The organism is Mesorhizobium sp. WSM3864, assembly GCF_002294955.1.
GTDB lineage: Bacteria > Pseudomonadota > Alphaproteobacteria > Rhizobiales > Rhizobiaceae > Mesorhizobium.
Genome location: NZ_NSGD01000002.1, coordinates 80,485 through 99,447, shown reverse-complemented (window position 1 = coordinate 99,447; position 18,963 = coordinate 80,485). Strand labels below are relative to the sequence as shown.

Here is an 18,963-nt window from a genome sequence, read left to right as displayed (position 1 = left end):
GGCGACCTCATACTCGCACACACCCACGCATCGTCGTTCCGGGCCGGGGCGACAGCGTTGCCCGACCAGGTGAAATCATGGCGATCCCCTCCGCATGCGCGAAGTCGCCAAAAACACGATGTGTTTTGTCTGAGTAAGCGGGGTCGTTGCCGTACGGCTTATGTGCTGCCGCTCAGCGTCCCTTTGCCCCTAAGTCGCGATCCACGAACATGGTTGCCACCACCGCGGACTGCTCGCCCAAATTGCACACCCAACGTATAGAAAGATATACCTGTGCGCGGCATAGTCAACTAATTTAGGGATTCATTAACTTCAGTCTTTTGCGGTTGGTTAACTGTAAGCGTAGGCAGGCGCGCCTTTGAGTCATAGAAGGGGTCGGTTCCGGCCGGTTTTCCCGCGGTAAAACACCGCGTGCCAGGGCCTACGCAAAGCTTGTCGAGCGTTAGAGGCGGAAGGCTTCAAGGTGAAGGACAAGGAATGCGTCTGGCGCCGTCTCTCGGGCTCTGGCATTTCTTGCGGCCGGTCTTTCGGGCTAGAAAATTGCGCAAGTATATCTTAGTTCGCCAACAGGTAGATCTGGCGAGCCTGTAGGCCCTATCTGCGAAACGCGCTTTCCGAATTGATCGGGGCTAGGCGGCCGTGGTGACGACGGCTCCGCACCCGTGCTGTCCGGCACGCCGAGATGGCCTCCCGGCATCGCCACCACTCTGAGGTGCATCAAAAAGGGGAGCACAAGGAGTAGCCCAGGTTGGACAACTGGACGCCGTGCATTCCTATTTCTACTCCTCATTGCCCTCCTTATTCTCCGCCCATCTCCCTCTTAAACTGGGCGAAGTCGACCTGCATGCCGTTGAAGATGGTGCTCCAGTGGCGGGTCAAGGCGGCCTCCTGGATCTCCTCGTCGGTGGCGCCGGCGCGTTTGGCGTTCTCGGTGTCCGACCAGACACAATAATTGCAGGGGATTTGCGCCGCGACCGCCAGCGAGATCAGCGACTTCACCTTCGGCGGCAGCGCCGTATTGTCGCTGAGCTCGATGGCCTTGACCTCTGCCCACGCGCCGGGCAGAGCGGCTTTCGGGAACTGCTTCATGAAGCCGGGCACGCCGCCCATGGTCGACTGGATGTCCTTGATGGCGTCGTCATAGTCGTCGGCGCCGGCAGGCATGGTCAAGGCCGCGGTGAACGCGATAGCGGCGAGCAGCGAGGCTGAACGAAGGCAGGAGTGCGCGCTTGAGATGATGCGAATGACAGGCATGGTGTTCTCCTCTGGTTTTTGTGAGCCTTACGGTGTAAGGTTATTTGGAACATGAACCTTACAGTGTAAGTTGTCAAGCGGCGCCATGGACTCACCGAGCAAGAGAATCCGAACCCGCGGAAAACTGTCCCGCGAAATGATCGAGGACGCGGCCTTTGAGGTAATCGAGCGGGAAGGGCTCTCCGGCTTCTCGATGCGCAAGCTCGCCGCCAGGCTCGGCTGCGAGGCGATGAGCATCTACCATCACTTTCCCTCGCAGGCGCATCTCTACGAGGCGCTGGTCGATCGCCAGATGAGCGGGCTCGTGATCCCCGATGAGGGCCTTCCTTGGCGTGAGCGGGCGCGCATCGGCATGCAGGAGTTCCGGCGTGTGGCGACGGAGCATCCGGCCTTCGCGCCGTTCATCGTCGTCTATCGCATGAACTCGCCGCCCTGCCTCGCCAAGTTGAACGCCATCATCGGCCTGTTCGAGGATGGCGGCTTCGGACCTGAGCTCAGCGCCCGTCTGTTCCGCGCCGCCGGTTATTATCTGATGGGGGCGATCCTCGACGAGACCGCCGGCTACGCCAAGGGGCCGTCGGCGGTCACCACGGTCAGCGACGAAGAATTGCAGCGCGACTATCCCAGTGTCGTGGCGGCCGCGGCTTATTTTGGCACAAGCGGTTTCGACAAGACTTTCGAGCTTGGCCTGGAGATGTTTCTGGACGAGATGGAGCGGATTCGCGACGCTGCCCGGGACGAGGCCGCCAAAAGTGGCGATCGCGCCCGCAAGAAACTCTAACCAGGGCTTTCAATGCGCTTCCTCTCGGTTCTTGTGCTCATCGCCGGCGCTGCCATAGGGGTCTTCTATCCCTGGGCGATGAGCAATTTCTCCGGCCATGCGATCGGCACCTGGCGCGTCTACGAGGGCGGCCGCTTCCGGCCGGCGACCGTACGGCTCGCTGCGCGCGACGCGCCTGTCCGCGTGCTGGTCGACCTCACCGCGCGTGCCGAGCGCGTCGCCTCGCAGCAGCACACGGTGCTGACGCTGACCGCGGCAAGCGGCGGCCGCACGGCGCTCGCCTCGACGCTCTCCTTCAACCACGCCGACAATCCACGCCAGGTGAGCCCGCAACTGCCCGACAAGATCTTTCGCGACGAGGCCGGCGTGATAGAGACGGTCACGCCGGGCGCTTACGTCTTCACTGTCGGTCCGGGCGATGCGGACGGCATCGACATGCGCGCCGTCGACCTGATCTTGCGTGCCGGCACCGGCTCGGTCGACGAACGCGCGCAGCCGGCCGGTTACACGCTGATGGGCGTCGGCTTGGCTGGGCTGGTGCTTTCGCTGGTCTTTGGGCGTGGCAACAAGCCGCCGCAGAATCCCAACTCGCAGCCCCCGCCGCCGCGCTGGGGCCGCGGCGGTTCGCAAAGGTGAAGGCGGCATGAATTATCGCCACGCCTACCACGCCGGCAATTTCGCCGATGTCGTCAAGCACGCGGTGCTCAGCCGGCTGGTCGAGTATCTGAAGCAGAAGGACAAGGCCTTTCGCGTTATCGACACTCACGCCGGCATCGGCCGCTACGATCTCGCGTCGGTGGAGGCCGGCAAGACGGGTGAATGGCAGGGCGGCATCGGCCGGCTGTCCGAGGCCGCGCTCGAGCCTCGGACGGCCGCGCTGCTTCAGCCCTATCTGGAAGCGGTGCGCTTGGAAAATCCCGACTGCGGTCTCCGCCGCTATCCCGGCTCACCGCTGATCGTGCGCCATCTCCTGCGCAAGCAGGATCGGCTTACGGCGATCGAGTTGCATTCCGAGGACGCTGCGCGGCTCAAAGCCGTCTTCGCCGGCGACATCCAGACCAGGGTGATCGAGCTCGACGGCTGGTTGGCGCTCGGCGCGCATCTGCCGCCGAAGGAAAAGCGCGGGCTCGTGCTTGTCGATCCGCCCTTCGAGGAGGAGGGCGAGTTCCAGCGTCTCGTCGAGAACCTGCGCCGAGCGCACCGGCGCTGGCCGGGCGGCATCTACGCGCTCTGGTATCCGATCAAGGATCGCAAGGCGGTCGCCGCCTTCCGCGCCGCGCTGAAGGAGACAGGCATTCCAAAACTGCTCGACATCGGCTTCGAGATCCGGCCTGCCTCGAGCGAACCGAGCCTCGACGGCAGTGGCCTTGTGGTGGTGAACCCGCCCTTCACGCTGGAGGTCGAATTGCGGCTGATGCTGCCGGCCTTGCATGGAGCGCTTGCCGTCGAACAGCCGTCGCGCTGGACGATCGAATGGCTGGCCGGTGAGTGAGATCGGGGACCAGCCGAAGATTAGTTACGCCAGCGCCGAGGGTGTCACGCCGGTCAGCCGCCGGGTTTCGCGGATCAGATGCGCCTGGTCGGCATAGCCGGCCTCGATGGCGAGCAGCGCGGTCGAGGCATCGCTATGCCGTCGCTGCAGGCGCCGGAAGCGGTGGAAGCGCAGGATGCGGTCGAGCGTCTTCGGACCATAGCCGAAAGCCTCCTCGAAACGCCGGCGCAGCGTCCGCTCGCTCATGTTGAGGCGGTTGAGCAGATAGGGAACCAGCGGCGTCTCCGGCGACAGGCCTTCATCAATGAGGTCGAAGGCCCTGCCCATCAGCGCATCGAGCGCATCGCACCCCTCTGTATGCGCGCCGATTTTATTCTCCAGCTGCCGCACCATGCCGGCGAGGTCGGGCGCGGCCTTGACGCGATCCGACAGTTCGCGGGCACGCGTACCCCATAAGTCCTGGAGGCTCAGCCGCCCGCCGACGATTTCGCCGGCCGGCACGCCGAGCCACCCGGCGGCCGCGCCCGGCCGGAAGCGGAAGCCGATGATCACCGACCCGGGGGGAAGGCGCTCGATCTGCGGCTCCTTGTCCGGTCCGGCCACGCGGAAGCGACCTTCGATCCATTGCAGATCGATGGTCGCGTCTGGCGTGATGACGATTGGCGGGACGTCCTGCTTCGCCATGCGATGCACCCAGACGGCGGAGAAGGCGCCGGCCAGGCCTCGCGGGGCGGGCCGTTCCCGAAAGAAGCCGGTGGTCTGCGCCAGGACCGCTTCCATATCTTCTCCGATCTGCTTCGGCGTCCTCTGGCGGATCCGCTTCGGCCATTTTGGCCGAAATCTTCAATGCGGGTCGCTTCCGCCGTGGCAAAACGGATGCAGCCTCTTGGCGCGTCCAGCGCCTTCACTGCGCCGCATCCGGTCGCGGATGTGGTGACGAATATAGAAGGGAGTGACAGAAATGAAAGCTCGCATCACCGTCTTCACCCTTGGCGTCGACGATCTGGAGGCGTCGCTCAAATTCTACCGCGACGGCCTGGGCCTGCCGACCGAGGGCATCATCGGCCGCGAGTTCGAGCACGGCGCCGTCGCCTTCTTCGAGCTTGCCGGCGGCTTGAAATTCGCGATCTTCGAGCGCGCGAGCATCGCCCTCGACGCCACCGTGCCGCAGAGCGGCCGCAGTCCGACCGAGTTCACCATCGGCCACAACGTGTCGAGCGAGGCCGAGGTCGACGCTGCGATGGCCGAGGCCGTCAAGGCCGGCGCCCGCGTCGCCAAGCCGGCGCAAAAGACCTTCTGGGGCGGCTATGCCGGCTATTTCCAGGATCCCGACGATCATCTCTGGGAAGTCGTCTACAACCCCGCTTTCATCCCGAAGGATTGACCCGGAAGCCTGGCAGGAGGTCGACATGTCGATCGATACCGTTCAGGCGATAGGCGCGCTTCTCATCGGCGGCGTGTTCGTCTTCGCCGGCATCGAGCACTTCCTGAAATTCAAGGCGATGTGCGACTATCTGGCGAGCCGGAAGTTTCCGGCTCCCGCTGTCATGCTGGCAGCCGGCTCAGCGCTCGAAGTCGTCGCCGGCCTGATGCTCGCGCTCGGCCTTGCCGTGCCTTTCGCCGCCGGTGCGCTTGTCCTGTTCACGCTGGCGACGAACGTCGCGCTGCTGCGCTTCTGGGAGTCCGAAGAGCCGGAGCGGCAGGTGCTGCGCAACGGCTTCCTGATCAACCTGGCCGTCGTCGGCGGACTGCTGGTGGCGGGAACCGTCTGACAGCCGGACCGCATCTGGAACGATGATTTGGGAAACCATTGTCTTCACAACCGCTTGACCGCCGTCAAGCGAATCCGCACAGTGCGTGCAACCGACCTTGAGAGGCTGTCATGACTCGCTTCGCCCATTCCGCCCTTGCCGCGCTGATTTCGCTTCTGACGCCGCTTGGCACGTCGCTTGGTTTCACCCAGGCAGCGCAGGCCGCCGACCTTGCCGTTTTAACCGAGGATGACGGCAGCGTCTGCGCCGAGGCCTGGGTGCTGAGCAAGATCACCGATCGCTTCAGCTATCAGGTTCATCATGTGCCGCACCTGCCGGATGTCGCGATCACCGATTTCCATAACATCCGCCTGCATCGCTATCTGCCGTCGAGCGAGAGATGGCCGATCGGCCGGCACTATTGCCGCGCCACCGTCAGCTTGTCGGACGGCCGCGACCGCTCGATCTTCTACCTGATCGAGGAAGGCCAAGGCTTCGCCTCGATCGGCGACAATGTCGAGTTCTGCGTCTCCGGCTTCGACCGCTGGATGGTTTATAACGGCCGCTGCCGCGTGCTTCGGTAAGAAGCCGCAGATCCATTCCCCCGGTCTGCGCCCTTCAGGTCGCAGGCCACTCCGTTCGGCCCGTCGACGGCATCAGTCCCATCGCGAATAATTCTGAGCTTGCCGGCCATTGCCGGAAGGCAAAATCGGCTAATCGGCTGCCGATTGACAACTGTCGAACTGTCGCCTAAAAAGAGACAGACCTGTCTCATCACGCGGCAGCATAATGCCCGCATCGCCCTCCGCCAAACGCCAGCATGTCGTCGACACCGCGTATTCGCTGTTCAAGCGCGACGGCTTCCACGCCACCGGCATCGACCGCATTATCGCCGAGGCCGACATCGCCAAGATGACGATGTACCGCCACTTCCCGGCGAAGGACGAGCTAATCGTCGCAGTGCTCGAGCACCGCGCGGCGCGTTTCGAACGCCAGCTCGACCGGCTGGCCGCGACGGCGGACACGGCGGAAGCGAAGATCTTAACGATACTGGACTGGCACGAACGCTGGTTTCGCGATCCGGACTTCCACGGCTGCCTGTTCGCGCACGCGCTCGCCGAGTTCGGCGATCCCTATCATCCGGTGTTCAAGGCAGCCAGCCGCCAGAAGAAGGGTTTGCGGGCGCGCCTGCGCGCCATCCTGGAAGAAGAGATGCCGCCGGAGCGTGCCGAGGGCGTCGCCACGGCGCTGCTGATGCTGATCGAGGGCGCGACGCTGCTGGCCCAGATGGGGGAGGCTGATGCCGCCATCGCCAATGCGCGCAAGGCGGCTTCCGCCATCCTCGCCGGCGCGCGGGTCCCCCAATGAGCGCGACGGTCGTTGGGCTCGCGCTGTCCGCGGCCATTTTGCATGCCAGCTGGAACGCCTTCCTACGGACCGGGGCCGACAGGCTGTGGACGGTCACAGTCATGAGCTTCTCGAGCACTGCCGCTGCTATTGTCCTGGCGCTCTTCCATCCGTTGCCGGCTGCGGCTGCCTGGCCCTATGTCGTGCTGTCGGCCGTCCTTCAGGTCGGCTACAGCGTGTTCCTGGTTGCCGCCTACCGCTTTGGCGAGCTCGGGCAGGTTTATCCGATCGTGCGCGGCAGCGTGCCGCTGCTGGTGGCGCTCGGCGGCTTCCTGCTGGCCGGCCAGCGGCTCGCCGCGCCGGAACTCATCGGCATCGCGCTGGTCGCCTGCGGCATTATGGGTCTGTCAGTCGGGCGGGGCAGGGCCTCAGTGACATCGATCCTCTACGCGTTGGCCACCGGCGTCATCATCGCGGCCTATGCGACGGTCGACGCAATCGGCGTGCGCGTCGCCGGCGACAGCGCCGCCTACACCGCCTGGGTGCTGCTGATCTACGGTGCCCTGCTGCCGGCGGCTTTCGTCGGCCTGCGCGGCAGGCTCATTGTCGACCTGCGTGCGCCGGAAACACGCAAGGCCTTGAGCGGCGGCCTATTCGCGCTGCTGGCCTATGGCGCGGTGGTCGCCGCCTTCGCGCTGGGGCCGGCCGGGCCGATCACCGCCATCCGTGAGACCAGTGTCGTCTTCGCGGCCTTCATCGGCCGCTTTTTCCTCGGCGAGCAGTTGACGCCGCGCCGTATCGGAGCCTGTGCCGTCGTCGCACTGGGCGCGATCTGCCTCGGCTATCGACCCTGACGGCGTCGGTCTCGCGATCGTCACGCTCGCGCGCCCTGGCCTGACAGATAGGCGCAGATCAGCTCGCCGAGCTGCTTCTGCAGCTCCGGCGCATCGAGCATGTTGCGGCGCGCCGCATTGTGGATCACGCCCTCGACGGCTGAGGAGAGCACGCGCGCCACGGTCTCGGTATTCTTCAGGCGCCGGCGGTATTGCGCGACGGCCGCCGCATAGTGCTCGAGATAGCGGGCCTGGAACGAGGCATGCGCGGCGCGCGAGCCGCGGTCGCCCGGCGTCTCGTCGAGCAGCACCTGATGCAGCGTCGGGTGAATGCTGTGCGCGGCGATCATGCCGCGCACCAGTTCGCGCGCGAATTGCCTGAGCGGCTTCTCCTCGGCCGCGGCTTCGCGAATGACGGACAGCACATGGTCGAAGTGGCGGCGTCGGATGGCGTCGACCAGCGCAAGTTTGTCGGGGAAATATTGATAGAGCGACCCGATGCTCACGCCCGCAGTCTCGGCCACCTTGTTGGTGCTGAAGCCCGCCCAGCCGATCTCGCTTAGAACGCGGGCACCTGCTTCGATTATCGCCTCGACGGTGGCGACCGAGCGCGCCTGGCGCGGCTCCTTGCGCATGCGCGGGGCTGGCTTTGCAATGCGAGTAGACATCCCCAACCTGCCTCCCGAGAATATAAGCAAGATACTCACATTTTATGGAGCAATTCCAGGAAAAGTGCGAAGCGGTTTTCCGTCCGGAATTGCGACCAAGGAAGAACAGCAATTCCAGGAAAAGTGCGAAGCGGTTTTCCGTCCGGAATTGCGACCAACGAAGAACAGCAATTCCAGGACTGTGCGCAACGGTTTTCTCCCCCCGGAACTTGCGAGGAGGATGGAACGGCGGAGTCCTCACGCCGTCTGCAGTGGAGCCTGAGCGGATCAAGCTCTCCAGCGGCAGTTTTTTGAATATGAGCGGTAAGCTCGCTTTTTGCCACGCAAGCTTTGCCCCTTCGCCGGTTCGGTTCTGCTCCGCCTTGACTTGTAAATCTTTCCGCTGGACAAGATGAGGTGCTTTGTATGGTGTGCGTTGTCCATTATGAGCAATACGCTCACATTCTACGCTCTGCGCGGCATCAAGATGTCTGGATGATCCGGCGATAGAGAGCATCGGGAATTCTCGACGGCGCATTTTCACTTCGAAGGGCAAAGATTCTCTGTCGTTTTTTTCGCCGATGCCCTTGTCAACGCGTCTTGCGTAACCAAAATTCAATAACTGAAATTCATTGTGTTGCTTCGCTGGCTAGATAGCCGCGAGTCAGATATGCATGAGCACGCCGGGTCACTCACGACCTTGGGCAAAACGCAAGGGGCATCGCATGGCAAAGACGACAACCAAGGCGCCGGCGGCGAAAGCGCCGGCAAAGAAAGCGGCACCGAAGGCTGCCGCGAAACCTGCAGCAGCGAAGAAGGCAGCGGCACCGAAGGCAGCCGCCAAGGCTCCGGCCAAGGCAGCGGCAAAGCCTGCGGCGAAGGCTGCGGCTAAGCCGGCCGCGAAGGCGGCAGCCAAGCCCGCCGCGAAGGCGGCAGCCAAGCCCGCCGCGAAGGCGGCAGCGAAGCCCGCCGCCAAGAAGCCGGCAGCGAAGGCAGCGGCCAAGCCCGCCGCCAAGGCGCCGATGAAAGCAGCAGCCGCCAAGTCGACGGCAGCCGTGAAGAAGGCAGCGCCTGCCAAGAAGGCGCCGGCCAAGAAGTAATCGCGTAACTTCGCTCGCGAGCCTGAACAGGCGAGGGTGGGTGCCGTCGAGGCGCCCCTCTCGCCAGTTCGGCATGACAGCGGGCGAAGTGGATGGCAAAGGCCTGTCCTGAAAGCTCCTGGAAATTTGCCGCCCGGCAAACTTCCGGGAGCTTTTTTGTTGCGCGACCGGCTCGCATCGTCACGATCCGTTCTGGTCCGGGCGATGTCGGCTGCTGCCGCACGTCGATCAGGTAGAAAGGGTTGATCATGGCTTTGTGGCTTGGAATTCGACGGGCAGGCGAGGGCGATGCCGAAGCGGTAAGCCGGGTCATTGTTGCCGCTCTGCGGAAAAACAACGCCAGGGAGTACGGGCCGCAAATCATCGCCCGCGTTGAGCAGAGCTTCAGCCCCTCGGCCGTGCTGCAACTTTTCAAGAAGCGCCAAGTCTTTGTCGCCATTTGCGGCGACAAAATTGTCGGTACCGCGGGGCTGGACGGAACAACGGTTCGATCTGTGTTCGTCGATCCTGAATTTCAGGGACGCGGCGTCGGCAGCCGGCTGATGCTGGAGATCGAGGAGGCAGCGCGGGCAAACGGCGCGACGGTGCTGACGGTGCCGTCCTCGGTCACCGCGGCGCGATTTTATCTCAGACTTGGCTTCTGCGCGCTCCGGGACAGCTTCCACGACGACGAACGAACCATCATCATGGAGCGGTCCCTGAAGTAGCGGCGGCACGCGCCGCTCGAACAAGGTGCGGCCAACTGGCGGTAGGTTTTGGCGGCGCTGGCCGTTGCTCTGGCAATAGCATTCGGTCAACAGTGCGCGCGGACAATCAGGAACCCGATCCATGCCGAAGCTGCTCTACGCCTCCACCTCTCCCTATAGTTCGAAGGTCCGCATGGCCGCCGCTTATGCCGGCATCGCCATCGACCTCGTGCCGGTCAAGACGGAGGACAAGCCGGCGGAGCTGATCTCGGCCAATCCGCTGGGCAAGATCCCGGTGCTGGTGCTGGAGGACGGCCGCACGATCCACGACAGCCGGGCGATCACCCAGCATCTCAACCGGCTGTCGAAGAACGTGCTGTTCCCGCGCAACCCCGACAAGCGGCTCGAGGCCGAGGTGCTGGAGGCGCTGGCCGACGGCATCTGCGACTGCGCGCTGTCGATGGTCTATGAGCGGCGCACGCGCCCCGACGCCATGGTCTATCAGCCCTGGCTCGACCGTCAGTGGGCGAAGATCACCGCCGCGCTCGACCTGCTCAACGCCAACCCGCCGAAATTGCCCAAGAAGGTCACCGCCGGCCAGCTGGCGCTGCGTGCCACTCTCGGCTATCTCGCGCTGCGTTTCGGCGGCCAGTGGGAAAAGGGCCGCGGCCGGCTTACACGTTGGGCCGCGCGCTTCGACGAGAAGTTTCCGGAATTGAAGGGCTGCGTGCCGGGGTGAGGACTGGTAATCTCCCTTACGAGCGGGGAGATTGGCGGTTCGCGCGCCCATCTTGAACCTCGACCCACTTCCATGATTGCCTGATGCCGCGCAAACTGCGGAGGGCTGAGCATGGCGAAGGCAGTCACCAAGAGCAGCACCACTCCCGACCCCATGGTCCAGCGCCTGCGCGCGGCCCTTGGCCGGCGCGCTTTCACGGAACAGAAAATGTTCGGCGGCACCTGCTTCATGATCAATGGCAATATGCTGATCGGCACATCGAAGCGCGGTTTGCTTGTGCGTGTCGGCAAGGAACGGCACGCGGCCGCAGCCGCACGGCCCCATGCGCGGCCGATGGAAATGGGCGGGCGTTCCATGAAAGGCTATGTCCATGTCGCGCCGGAAGGCACTGCAACCGAGGCAGATCTCGCCGAGTGGATCGATCGTGCGCTGGCTTTCGTCGAGACACTGCCGCCGAAGGTCAAACCCGCCAAGGTCGCAAAGCGGCCAGCCTGAACAGATCGCGCCGCCTATCCTTCACATCGGCGGTGTCGGCGGGGTCGGCCCGGGCACGCAGTCGGCGGAGGAAGCGATGGCATCTCTGGCGGGACGTTGCATGTGCGGCGCGGTCACCTGGATCTATTCCGGGGAGCTCACGCGAAATCTTGTCTGTCACTGCGCCGATTGCCAGCGCGCCACGTCCGCTCCCTTCACTGCTTTCCTCGGCATGAGGCCGGAGCAGCTGAACTGGGCCGGCGTCATCAGGCACTATGAAAGCAGCCCGAACACCTTTCGCGGGTTCTGCCCGTCCTGCGGCACCAGGCTCTACTTCCGCTCCGACAGATGGCCCGACGAGATCCACGTTCACGCCGCGACCATGACCGACCCGGCCGACTACCGTCCGGACGCCCAGGTCTTCACGCGCTCGCGCGCGAATTGGCTCGACCAGCTGCAGTCGATTTCAGCCCATGAGGCTTTCCAGCAGGCGCCATCCACCGGGTTGCGTTGAAGGCGTGGCCAAACGTGTCGGCCTGGGGCAACGCCAACCACAAAAAAAGCCGGGCGCGCGGCCCGGCTTTTTCCGTGTCGTGGCTTGGACGACTTAGAACTTCATACCGACGCCGAAGAGGACGCGGTTGTCCTTCGACTTGACGTTGCCGACATTGTCGAAATTCTTGTCGCCGTAGTCGGTGTAGCGGTACTCGACACGACCGAACACGTTGTCGGTGATCTTGATGTCGGTGCCGACACCGGCCGTCCAGCCCAGCATCGCCTTGCTGTCGCTGCTGACGCCGTCGTCGATCTTCTGGTTCTTGGCGGCGAGACCGCCGGTGCCATAGAGCAGGATTTCCGGGGTCACGGCATAGCCGAGGCGAGCGCGCAGCGAGCCTTCGAGGCCGCCCTTCGCATCGATGCCCGCGCTGTCGCCCTTGACGCCATTGTAGCCGAGATCGGCTTCAGCGCCGTAGACGAAGTTGTCCTGCTGCCACTGGTAGCCGCCGAAGACGCCGCCGATGAAGCCCTTGGTCTTCACATTGACGCCGATGTCGCGGGCGTCGGCATGGCCGCTGAAGCCGTAGCCGAGGCTGATACCGGCATAGGGGCCGGCCCAGGAAGCGACGGGGAGTTCGGCGACCGGGGCCGGTGCCGGCGGCTCTTCGGTGACGGCGTCTGCGGCATAAGCGGTACCACCGAGGGCGAAGAGCCCGAGCGCAACCGCCAGCGGCCGCGCAAACTTGAGATTAGCTTGCATTGTTGTTTACTCCTTAAGCCACAAGACACGAGGCTTTTTATGTTCATGAATGCCCCCGGCCCGTCCGGGGGGATAAACGGGCCTGGCGTTCAACGGTTCCAAATGTCGTGCTGAAATACGGCTGAAGCGAACCTGAACTTGGGTCATTCCCTGGCGCGAATGAGGCCAAAAGGTGACGTTGCATCTTCGCAACAGCGAATGTCAGCACGCTAATCATGTTGCGCTGCACACCGCTTGGTTCAAGGGGTTCGGGGACATATATTGCATTGTGAAACTTCCGCAATCCGGGTCGGCAGCGTGCGTACGGGCCGCTTCGCCACATTCCTGCCCCAGGTAGAAATGGCATTTAACGCTTGGCCCGTCATATTGTGCCGGCTTCCCGGAATCGTGAAGCCGATAGAGGATTGACGACATGAAAGAAGCCTTTGGCGTGGTGCTGGTGACGGGTGGAGCGAAAAGGATCGGCAAGGCGATCGTCGAAGACCTTGCCGCGCATGGCTTTGCCGTGGCCATCCATGCCAATCGTTCCGGAGCCGAAGCCGAGGCGCTGGCCAGCCGCATCAGGAACCAGGGCGGCCGTGCCGCCGTGCTCGTTGCCGACCTCACCGATATGAAAGCCGTCGGCGATCTCGTCGGCCGCTCCGAGGCTGCCCTTGGCCCGGTCACGCTGCTCGTCAACAACGCCTCCTTGTTCGTCGACGACCGTATCGAGGATTTCGACTGGCAGGCCTGGGACCGCCACTTCGCCATTCATCTGAAGACGCCGGCGTTGCTGGCGCAGACCTTTGCTCGCGCCTTGCCGGACGGCGCGGAGGGACTGATCGTCAACGTCATCGACCAGCGTGTCTGGCGGCCGACGCCGCGCTATTTCTCTTACGCGCTGTCGAAATCGGCCCTGTGGACGCAGACCCAGATGCTGGCGCAGGCGCTGGGGCCGCGCATTCGCGTCAATGCCATCGGCCCCGGCCCGACACTGAAGAACAAGCGCCAGGACGACGAAGATTTCGGCAGGCAGGTCGAAGGGCTGATTCTGAAGCGCGGCCCACAATTACCGGAATTCGGCGCCACCATCCGCTATCTCTGGGAGGCGCGCTCCGTCACCGGCCAGATGATCGCGCTCGACGGCGGCCAGCATCTTGCATGGCAGACGCCCGATGTGACAGGCATGGTGGAATGAGTCCTGCCCATAAACACAGCCCCCTCGGCGCCGCCGATGATTTGCCGCCCGATCTCGACATCGAGGACGAGGCGTCGGAGGAAATCGTCGAGCCTGAGGCGGTTGCCGCCGGTCCCGAGGTCGCTTTCACCGCGATCGACTGGACGCCGCATGCCGGCGACGCCGACGGCATGGTCGGCGCCGAGGTGATCCAGACTTTGGTCAAGCGGCTGCCCAACCAGCCGGGCGTCTACCGAATGATGAACGCCGCCGGCGACGTGCTCTATGTCGGCAAGGCGCGCAGCCTGAAGAAGCGCGTCACCAACTATGCGCAGGGGCGCTTCCACACCGCCCGCATCGGCGGCATGGTGCGCGAGACGGCGACGATGGAATTCGTCGTCACCCGCACCGAGATCGAGGCGCTGCTGCTCGAGGCCAACCTCATCAAGCGGCTGAGGCCCCGCTTCAACGTGCTGATGCGGGACGACAAGTCGTTCCCTTACATCCTGCTTACCGGCGACCATGTCTCGCCCGGTATCTATAAGCATCGCGGCGCGCGCTCGCGCAGGGGCGACTATTTTGGGCCCTTCGCTTCCGCCGGCGCGGTCGGGCGCACCATCAATTCGCTGCAGCGCGCCTTCCTGCTGCGAAGCTGCACGGATTCCTTCTACGAGAACCGCACGCGGCCCTGCCTGCTCTACCAGATCAAGCGTTGCGCCGGTCCCTGCACCGGCGAGATATCGCATCGGGGCTATGCCGAGCTGGTTGCCGAGGCGAAGGATTTTCTCTCCGGCCGCAGCCAGAAGGTGAAGACCGAGATCTCGGCCGCTATGCAACAAGCCTCCGAAGAGCTCGATTTCGAGCGGGCCGCTATCTACCGGGATCGCCTGGCGGCGCTGTCGCATGTGCAGGCGCATCAGGGCATCAACCCGCAGACTGTGGAAGAGGCGGATGTCTTTGCCATCCACCAGGAAGGCGGCCAGACCTGCATCCAGGTGTTCTTCTTCCGCACCGGCCAGAACTGGGGCAACCGCGCCTATTTTCCCAAGGCCGATCCGGCGCTGGAGCCGGCCGAGGTGCTGGGCTCCTTCCTCGCGCAGTTCTATGACGACAAGCTGCCGGCGCGTACGCTGCTTCTCTCCCAGGCGGTGCAGGAGCAGGAGCTGCTCGCCGAGGCGCTCTCCACCCGTGCCGGGCGCAGGATAGCGATCTCGGTGCCGCAGCGCGGCGAGAAGAAGGATCTCACAGATCACGCGCTGCAGAACGCGCGTGAGGCGCTCGGCCGCAGGCTGGCGGAAACGTCGACGCAGGCGCGGCTATTGCAAGGTTTTGCCGAGACCTTCGGCCTCCCAAGGCCGCCTGTGCGCATCGAGGTCTACGACAACTCGCACATCATGGGCACCAATGCGGTCGGCGCCATGGTCGTCGCCGGGCCGGAAGGTTTTGTGAAGAACCAGTACCGAAAGTTCAACATCCGCTCGACCGAGATCACGCCCGGCGACGATTTCGGCATGATGCGCGAGGTGATGGAGCGCCGCTTCTCGCGGCTCCTCAGGGAGCATGGCGACGTCCAGCCTTCAATCGGAGCGGGCGCGGAGGCCGAGGACGATGCGGCAGAGGATCTTGTCGAGGGAAACGGCAGCTTCCCGGCATGGCCGGACGTCATCCTGATTGACGGCGGCCAGGGCCAGATGACGGCGGTGCGCAAGATCCTCTCCGATCTCGGCATCGAGGACCGGGTCGTCGCCATCGGCATCGCCAAGGGCCAGGACCGCGACGCCGGGCGCGAGCGCTTCTTCGTCAAGGGCAGGGACTCTTTCACGCTGCCGGTGCGCGACCCGGTGCTCTATTTCGTCCAGCGCCTGCGCGACGAGGTGCATCGCTTCGCCATCGGCTCGCACCGCGCCCGCCGCAAGAAGGAGATGGTCAAGAGCCCGCTCGACGAGATCGCCGGCATCGGCCCAGGCCGCAAGCGGGCGCTGCTTCACCATTTCGGCACCGCCAAGGCGGTCAGCCGCGCCGCGGTCGAGGACCTGATCAAGGTCGACGGCATCTCCGAGCACGTGGCGAAGCTGGTCTACAACCATTTTCATGACAGCTGACCATTCTTGCGCCTATTTTGGGTTGACCAATCGAATCTCGCCTGTTGACCCCCCACATTGGCTTCTGATTTGAGTAGGCAGGCGGAGAGAGATCCCGATCAGATATGGCCCAGCGCGCTTTCAACCTGCCGAACATCCTCACCTACGCCCGCATCATCGCGGTGCCGCTGGTGGTGCTGTGCTTTTTTCTCGAGGGCCATCTGAAGTCCTCCGACTTCGCCCGCTGGTCGGCGCTCGCCATCTTCCTGCTCGCCTCCATCACCGACTATTTCGACGGCTATTTCGCGCGCGCCTGGCAGCAGACCTCCAACATCGGCAAGATGCTGGACCCGATCGCCGACAAGCTCCTGGTCGCCACCTGCCTGCTCTTGCTCGCCGCCGACACCGACCGCCATGCCGGCATTGCCGGCTGGTCGCTCTGGGCCGCGATCATCATCCTGTGCCGCGAGATTCTTGTCTCGGGCCTACGGGAATATCTGGCGGCGCTGAAGGTCTCGGTGCCGGTGACGCAGCTCGCCAAATGGAAGACGACCATCCAGATGGTCGCCATCGCCTTCCTGCTCGTCGGGCCGGCCGGCGACAAGATCTTCCCGCTGACCACCCAAATCGGCCTGGTGCTCTTGTGGATCGCGGCACTTGTCACCCTCTACACCGGCTACGACTATTTCCGCGCCGGCCTGAAGCACATCATGGACGAGTGAGATGTCGACCAAGCTTATTTATTTCGCCTGGGTGCGCGAGCGCATCGGCAAGCCGGAAGAGCATGTCGAGCTGCCCGCCGGCGTCGAGACCGTTGCCGACCTGTTGCGCTGGCTGAAGTCGCGCGGCGAGGAATACGAAAACGCGCTGCAATATCCGGACGTCATTCGCGTCGCCATCAACCAGGAACATGTCGGCCACCGCGAGAAAATCGCGGGCGCGCGCGAGATCGCGCTGTTTCCGCCGATGACCGGGGGCTGAGATGGCGAGCACGGTCGTGCCGGCCATCCGCGTCCAGCGCGAGGATTTCGACGTCGCCGCCGAGATTGCCGCGCTGACCGAGGGCCGCGCCGATATCGGCGCCGTGGTCACCTTCTCCGGCCTCTGCCGTGACGAGCAAGGCGCGCTCGCCGCCCTCGAGCTCGAGCACTATCCCGGCATGGCCGAGGCCGAGATCGGCCGCATCGCCACTGAGGCCATCGGGCGTTGGCCGCTGCAGGGGCTCACCGTCGTCCACCGCCATGGAAAAATCACGCCGGGCGAAAACATCGTGCTGGTGGTCGCGGCCTCCGCGCATCGCCAGGCGGCCTTCGAGGCGGCGAATTTCCTGATGGATTACCTGAAGTCGCGCGCGCCCTTCTGGAAGAAGGAGCACCGTGCCGACGGCTCAGAAGGCGGCTGGGTCGATGCCAAGGAAGCCGACGACGAAGCCGCGGATCGTTGGAAGACCGCGGACAAGTAAGCTAGGACGGCATTGGCTTGGCGATCGCCCCATCCGGCGCGCTTCGCGGCACCTTCTCCCCTTGGGGAGAAGAGGGTCGCCCCGAACTGCTCTTCGCAATTTCGGATTGGCAATCCGGCTGAGGGACAAGCCGGCGAAATTTCCTCCCCAAGGCCATCGAACGACCGCAATCCTTCCCGACCTTGCAAATCGGTTTGATTTGCTGGGCGGGAGCAATCATATGCTGGACAGGATTGCGGAATTTTTCATCTTCGGCCTGGTGCCGCTGGTGGTCGGCGTGCTTGCCGTGCCGGAGTTCACCAGTGCCGCCGAAAAGACGATTGCCGGCGAGGTGACCTATCGCGAGCGCATCGCGCTGCCGCCCAATGCCGTGCTTTCGGTCGAGCTCGCCGACATCTCGCTGGCCGACGCGCCGGCGACGCTCCTCGGCCAGCGCAAGATCGTCCTGGCCGGCCAGGTGCCGATCAAATTCGAGATCGGCTTCGATCCCAAGGCAATCCAGCCCGGCAGGGCCTACGCGCTGCAGGCCCGCATAACGGTCGATGACCGGCTGATCTTCGTCACCGACACTCGCCACCAGGTCGATCCGCTGGACGGCAAGCCACAGACCATCGTGCTGAAGAAGGTAACGTCGTAGCCCGGCTTGGTTCGCAAGATACCCGACACGCCGGAAACGCATAGAGACGAGGGACCGCGGCTGCTTCTGCGTCAGCGGCCGCCCCGGGAGTTCCGGTCTCTCGTCCGCCACCATAACGGATTCGGCAAATGTTAAGGGGGCGCGAAGAAACGCGGCGCAACCATTGGCCCCGATTGACCGCGCCCCAGCGACCACCTAGTTTCCCTCGTCAAATGGGGATGGGGTTCCCCCGAAACCGCCCGAGCTTTTCGTATCTGGGCTGATGACTCCTGCCAGGCGTGCTTTCGCGCGGCAGGATTTGTTTTTCCGCTCGCACACGCCTGTCTTGATGGCGCGATTCCCGCGAGGAATCGCTTTGTGGAAAGGCAATGAAGCGATGAGCCTTGCGGCCTGCGCCCTGGTCCTGATCGGCGGCTTCCTCGGCGGTATTTCCCGCTTCATCCTGTCGGGCCTTGTCGGCCGCAGCGTCGGCGAGACCTTTCCCTGGGGCACGCTGGTGGTCAACGTCTCCGGCGCGCTTGCCATCGGCGCCTTCGCCGGCGCGGCGCGGGCCGTCGGCGGCATCTTTTCCGGCGAGCTCGTGCGCGACCTGATCGTGGTCGGTCTGTTCGGCGGCTACACCACGGTTTCGTCCTTCTGCCTGCAGACGCTCAACCTCGCGCTCGACGGCGAGCGCCGGCTCGCCGCCTTCAACATCGTGGCTTCGGCGGCGCTCTGCGTGCTTGCCGTCGCCTTCGGCTTTTGGACCGTCGTGCGGATGGCGGGGTAGGGCCCATGTGTGGAAACGATAGACAGACAGCCATGCGGCTTTATCTGGCGGTGGGCTGCGGCGCGGCCATCGGTTCGCTGGCGCGCTTTTTATGCGGCTACGTCGTCGTCTCGCTGCTGGGCTGGAGCGCGCTGCTTGCAACGGCGTTCGTCAACGTCGTCGGCTCCTGGGTCATCATGTTCTTTTCCACGCTGACCCGGCCGGATGGACGCTTGATGGTCGGCCCGGCCGGCCGCCAGTTCGTGACCGGCGGCTTCTGCGGCGGTCTCACCACCTTTTCGTCGATGAGCCTCGACACCTTCATTCTGCTTCTCGAGGGCGACCTCGGCCTTGCCGCGACCTATCTTGTCAGTGTGGTGGTGCTGTCGCTTGCGTCGGCTTGGCTCGGCTATCTCATGGCGGCCAGATTCAACCGCTTGCCGATCACCAGGTGATCAGGCAGGAGAGCATGGCACTTCTCGCCGGCTCGGAGGCCGCGGCGCTGCCGCCCGCAATC

Annotated in this window: 25 protein-coding genes and 1 riboswitch; of the genes, 21 read left to right on the top strand and 4 right to left on the bottom strand. The window is 64.2% G+C overall.

Annotated elements, in window-relative coordinates; translation table 11 throughout:
- Positions 1 to 798 precede the first annotated feature (798 nt).
- Positions 799 to 1,254: a carboxymuconolactone decarboxylase family protein gene (locus tag CK215_RS04815; protein WP_095830280.1), complete on the bottom strand. Its 456-nt coding sequence runs from the start codon at positions 1,252 to 1,254 to the stop codon at positions 799 to 801.
- A 136-nt stretch (positions 1,255 to 1,390) separates the two neighbouring features.
- Between CK215_RS04815 and CK215_RS04810 the strand changes: the two genes are divergently transcribed.
- Genes CK215_RS04810 through CK215_RS04800 form a run of 3 tightly spaced genes read left to right on the top strand, consistent with a single transcriptional unit; the run spans position 1,391 to position 3,527 of the window.
- Positions 1,391 to 2,035, top strand: coding sequence for a TetR/AcrR family transcriptional regulator (locus tag CK215_RS04810; protein ID WP_245418609.1), 645 nt, complete (start codon positions 1,391 to 1,393; stop codon positions 2,033 to 2,035).
- 12 nt (positions 2,036 to 2,047) lie between these two features.
- Entirely contained in the window at positions 2,048 to 2,671 is a 624-nt protein-coding gene (locus CK215_RS04805) for a hypothetical protein (protein ID WP_095830279.1), read from the top strand.
- A gap of 7 nt (positions 2,672 to 2,678) precedes the next feature.
- Positions 2,679 to 3,527, top strand: a complete 849-nt coding sequence (locus CK215_RS04800; protein WP_095830278.1) for a 23S rRNA (adenine(2030)-N(6))-methyltransferase RlmJ — start codon at positions 2,679 to 2,681, stop codon at positions 3,525 to 3,527.
- Positions 3,528 to 3,551: 24 nt separating this feature from the next.
- Here CK215_RS04800 and CK215_RS04795 read toward each other — a convergent pair whose 3' ends face one another.
- The gene (locus CK215_RS04795; RefSeq protein ID WP_095830277.1) at positions 3,552 to 4,307 is read right to left on the bottom strand and encodes a helix-turn-helix domain-containing protein; all 756 of its coding nucleotides are present in this window, start codon (positions 4,305 to 4,307) and stop codon (positions 3,552 to 3,554) included.
- A gap of 181 nt (positions 4,308 to 4,488) precedes the next feature.
- Here CK215_RS04795 and CK215_RS04790 point away from each other — a divergent pair, with 181 nt between their 5' ends.
- The 5 genes from CK215_RS04790 to CK215_RS04770 all read left to right on the top strand — a co-directional run bounded on the left by CK215_RS04790 (position 4,489) and on the right by CK215_RS04770 (position 7,479).
- Complete coding sequence (locus tag CK215_RS04790) at positions 4,489 to 4,911, top strand: VOC family protein (protein ID WP_095779158.1); 423 nt, start codon at positions 4,489 to 4,491, stop codon at positions 4,909 to 4,911.
- Positions 4,912 to 4,936: 25 nt separating this feature from the next.
- Positions 4,937 to 5,299 carry a DoxX family protein gene (locus tag CK215_RS04785; RefSeq protein ID WP_095830276.1) on the top strand — a complete coding sequence of 121 codons (363 nt, stop codon included), beginning with the start codon at positions 4,937 to 4,939 and terminating at the stop codon, positions 5,297 to 5,299.
- Between the two features lie 110 nt (positions 5,300 to 5,409).
- Positions 5,410 to 5,862 (top strand): hypothetical protein, encoded by a 453-nt coding sequence (locus CK215_RS04780; RefSeq protein ID WP_095829242.1) that lies wholly within the window; start codon positions 5,410 to 5,412, stop codon positions 5,860 to 5,862.
- Between the two features lie 205 nt (positions 5,863 to 6,067).
- Complete coding sequence (locus CK215_RS04775; RefSeq protein ID WP_095830275.1) at positions 6,068 to 6,646, top strand: TetR/AcrR family transcriptional regulator; 579 nt, start codon at positions 6,068 to 6,070, stop codon at positions 6,644 to 6,646.
- On the top strand, positions 6,643 to 7,479 hold the full coding sequence (locus tag CK215_RS04770; RefSeq protein ID WP_095830274.1) for a DMT family transporter: 837 nt from the start codon (positions 6,643 to 6,645) through the stop codon (positions 7,477 to 7,479). The genes CK215_RS04775 and CK215_RS04770 overlap by 4 nt, the downstream gene beginning before the upstream one ends.
- Positions 7,480 to 7,499: 20 nt before the next feature.
- Here CK215_RS04770 and CK215_RS04765 read toward each other — a convergent pair whose 3' ends face one another.
- Positions 7,500 to 8,093 carry a TetR/AcrR family transcriptional regulator gene (locus CK215_RS04765; RefSeq protein WP_067330364.1) on the bottom strand — a complete coding sequence of 198 codons (594 nt, stop codon included), beginning with the start codon at positions 8,091 to 8,093 and terminating at the stop codon, positions 7,500 to 7,502.
- A gap of 737 nt (positions 8,094 to 8,830) precedes the next feature.
- Between CK215_RS04765 and CK215_RS30620 the strand changes: the two genes are divergently transcribed.
- From CK215_RS30620 to CK215_RS04740, 5 genes are all read left to right on the top strand, one after another.
- A complete protein-coding gene (locus CK215_RS30620; RefSeq protein WP_127246189.1) occupies positions 8,831 to 9,205 on the top strand; it encodes a histone in 375 nt (124 codons plus the stop codon).
- 248 nt (positions 9,206 to 9,453) lie between these two features.
- Positions 9,454 to 9,912, top strand: a complete 459-nt coding sequence (locus CK215_RS04755; protein ID WP_170950248.1) for a GNAT family N-acetyltransferase — start codon at positions 9,454 to 9,456, stop codon at positions 9,910 to 9,912.
- 121 nt (positions 9,913 to 10,033) lie between these two features.
- Positions 10,034 to 10,630, top strand: coding sequence for a glutathione S-transferase (locus CK215_RS04750; RefSeq protein ID WP_095830273.1), 597 nt, complete (start codon positions 10,034 to 10,036; stop codon positions 10,628 to 10,630).
- Positions 10,631 to 10,741: 111 nt separating this feature from the next.
- On the top strand, positions 10,742 to 11,125 hold the full coding sequence (locus CK215_RS04745; protein ID WP_095830272.1) for a TfoX/Sxy family protein: 384 nt from the start codon (positions 10,742 to 10,744) through the stop codon (positions 11,123 to 11,125).
- A 76-nt stretch (positions 11,126 to 11,201) separates the two neighbouring features.
- A complete protein-coding gene (locus CK215_RS04740; RefSeq protein ID WP_095830271.1) occupies positions 11,202 to 11,618 on the top strand; it encodes a GFA family protein in 417 nt (138 codons plus the stop codon).
- A 93-nt stretch (positions 11,619 to 11,711) separates the two neighbouring features.
- Here the strand turns inward: CK215_RS04740 and CK215_RS04735 are convergent, their stop codons facing one another.
- Entirely contained in the window at positions 11,712 to 12,362 is a 651-nt protein-coding gene (locus CK215_RS04735; protein WP_066995784.1) for an outer membrane protein, read from the bottom strand.
- Between the two features lie 412 nt (positions 12,363 to 12,774).
- Between CK215_RS04735 and CK215_RS04730 the strand changes: the two genes are divergently transcribed.
- The 8 genes from CK215_RS04730 (at position 12,775) to crcB (CK215_RS04695) (ending at position 18,901) form a co-directional block, all read left to right on the top strand.
- Positions 12,775 to 13,539 carry an SDR family oxidoreductase gene (locus CK215_RS04730; protein ID WP_095830270.1) on the top strand — a complete coding sequence of 255 codons (765 nt, stop codon included), beginning with the start codon at positions 12,775 to 12,777 and terminating at the stop codon, positions 13,537 to 13,539.
- Positions 13,536 to 15,620, top strand: a complete 2,085-nt coding sequence (gene uvrC / locus CK215_RS04725; protein ID WP_095830269.1) for an excinuclease ABC subunit UvrC — start codon at positions 13,536 to 13,538, stop codon at positions 15,618 to 15,620. The genes CK215_RS04730 and uvrC overlap by 4 nt, the downstream gene beginning before the upstream one ends.
- Before the next feature lie 104 nt (positions 15,621 to 15,724).
- Positions 15,725 to 16,321, top strand: coding sequence for a CDP-diacylglycerol--glycerol-3-phosphate 3-phosphatidyltransferase (gene pgsA, locus CK215_RS04720; protein WP_067330383.1), 597 nt, complete (start codon positions 15,725 to 15,727; stop codon positions 16,319 to 16,321).
- 1 nt (position 16,322) lies between these two features.
- Positions 16,323 to 16,580, top strand: a complete 258-nt coding sequence (gene moaD / locus CK215_RS04715; protein WP_067330385.1) for a molybdopterin converting factor subunit 1 — start codon at positions 16,323 to 16,325, stop codon at positions 16,578 to 16,580.
- A gap of 1 nt (position 16,581) precedes the next feature.
- Positions 16,582 to 17,061: a molybdenum cofactor biosynthesis protein MoaE gene (locus tag CK215_RS04710; protein ID WP_095830268.1), complete on the top strand. Its 480-nt coding sequence runs from the start codon at positions 16,582 to 16,584 to the stop codon at positions 17,059 to 17,061.
- A 220-nt stretch (positions 17,062 to 17,281) separates the two neighbouring features.
- A complete protein-coding gene (locus tag CK215_RS04705) occupies positions 17,282 to 17,698 on the top strand; it encodes a YbaY family lipoprotein (RefSeq protein ID WP_095830267.1) in 417 nt (138 codons plus the stop codon).
- Positions 17,699 to 17,903: 205 nt separating this feature from the next.
- Positions 17,904 to 17,977: riboswitch (Fluoride riboswitch) on the top strand.
- Between the two features lie 97 nt (positions 17,978 to 18,074).
- Entirely contained in the window at positions 18,075 to 18,467 is a 393-nt protein-coding gene (gene crcB, locus CK215_RS04700) for a fluoride efflux transporter CrcB (RefSeq protein WP_095830266.1), read from the top strand.
- 32 nt (positions 18,468 to 18,499) lie between these two features.
- A complete protein-coding gene (gene crcB, locus CK215_RS04695; RefSeq protein ID WP_245418608.1) occupies positions 18,500 to 18,901 on the top strand; it encodes a fluoride efflux transporter CrcB in 402 nt (133 codons plus the stop codon).
- The last annotated feature ends 62 nt before the right edge of the window (positions 18,902 to 18,963 follow it).

Coding starts and splice junctions, on each gene's coding strand:
- CK215_RS04815 (WP_095830280.1), bottom strand. CDS start 1,254: ATGCCTGTCATTCGCATCATCTCAAGCGCGCACTCCTGCCTTCGTTCA.
- CK215_RS04810 (WP_245418609.1), top strand. CDS start 1,391: ATGATCGAGGACGCGGCCTTTGAGGTAATCGAGCGGGAAGGGCTCTCC.
- CK215_RS04805 (WP_095830279.1), top strand. CDS start 2,048: ATGCGCTTCCTCTCGGTTCTTGTGCTCATCGCCGGCGCTGCCATAGGG.
- CK215_RS04800 (WP_095830278.1), top strand. CDS start 2,679: ATGAATTATCGCCACGCCTACCACGCCGGCAATTTCGCCGATGTCGTC.
- CK215_RS04795 (WP_095830277.1), bottom strand. CDS start 4,307: ATGGAAGCGGTCCTGGCGCAGACCACCGGCTTCTTTCGGGAACGGCCC.
- CK215_RS04790 (WP_095779158.1), top strand. CDS start 4,489: ATGAAAGCTCGCATCACCGTCTTCACCCTTGGCGTCGACGATCTGGAG.
- CK215_RS04785 (WP_095830276.1), top strand. CDS start 4,937: ATGTCGATCGATACCGTTCAGGCGATAGGCGCGCTTCTCATCGGCGGC.
- CK215_RS04780 (WP_095829242.1), top strand. CDS start 5,410: ATGACTCGCTTCGCCCATTCCGCCCTTGCCGCGCTGATTTCGCTTCTG.
- CK215_RS04775 (WP_095830275.1), top strand. CDS start 6,068: ATGCCCGCATCGCCCTCCGCCAAACGCCAGCATGTCGTCGACACCGCG.
- CK215_RS04770 (WP_095830274.1), top strand. CDS start 6,643: ATGAGCGCGACGGTCGTTGGGCTCGCGCTGTCCGCGGCCATTTTGCAT.
- CK215_RS04765 (WP_067330364.1), bottom strand. CDS start 8,093: ATGCGCAAGGAGCCGCGCCAGGCGCGCTCGGTCGCCACCGTCGAGGCG.
- CK215_RS30620 (WP_127246189.1), top strand. CDS start 8,831: ATGGCAAAGACGACAACCAAGGCGCCGGCGGCGAAAGCGCCGGCAAAG.
- CK215_RS04755 (WP_170950248.1), top strand. CDS start 9,454: ATGGCTTTGTGGCTTGGAATTCGACGGGCAGGCGAGGGCGATGCCGAA.
- CK215_RS04750 (WP_095830273.1), top strand. CDS start 10,034: ATGCCGAAGCTGCTCTACGCCTCCACCTCTCCCTATAGTTCGAAGGTC.
- CK215_RS04745 (WP_095830272.1), top strand. CDS start 10,742: ATGGCGAAGGCAGTCACCAAGAGCAGCACCACTCCCGACCCCATGGTC.
- CK215_RS04740 (WP_095830271.1), top strand. CDS start 11,202: ATGGCATCTCTGGCGGGACGTTGCATGTGCGGCGCGGTCACCTGGATC.
- CK215_RS04735 (WP_066995784.1), bottom strand. CDS start 12,362: ATGCAAGCTAATCTCAAGTTTGCGCGGCCGCTGGCGGTTGCGCTCGGG.
- CK215_RS04730 (WP_095830270.1), top strand. CDS start 12,775: ATGAAAGAAGCCTTTGGCGTGGTGCTGGTGACGGGTGGAGCGAAAAGG.
- uvrC (WP_095830269.1), top strand. CDS start 13,536: ATGAGTCCTGCCCATAAACACAGCCCCCTCGGCGCCGCCGATGATTTG.
- pgsA (WP_067330383.1), top strand. CDS start 15,725: ATGGCCCAGCGCGCTTTCAACCTGCCGAACATCCTCACCTACGCCCGC.
- moaD (WP_067330385.1), top strand. CDS start 16,323: ATGTCGACCAAGCTTATTTATTTCGCCTGGGTGCGCGAGCGCATCGGC.
- CK215_RS04710 (WP_095830268.1), top strand. CDS start 16,582: ATGGCGAGCACGGTCGTGCCGGCCATCCGCGTCCAGCGCGAGGATTTC.
- CK215_RS04705 (WP_095830267.1), top strand. CDS start 17,282: ATGCTGGACAGGATTGCGGAATTTTTCATCTTCGGCCTGGTGCCGCTG.
- crcB (WP_095830266.1), top strand. CDS start 18,075: ATGAGCCTTGCGGCCTGCGCCCTGGTCCTGATCGGCGGCTTCCTCGGC.
- crcB (WP_245418608.1), top strand. CDS start 18,500: ATGCGGCTTTATCTGGCGGTGGGCTGCGGCGCGGCCATCGGTTCGCTG.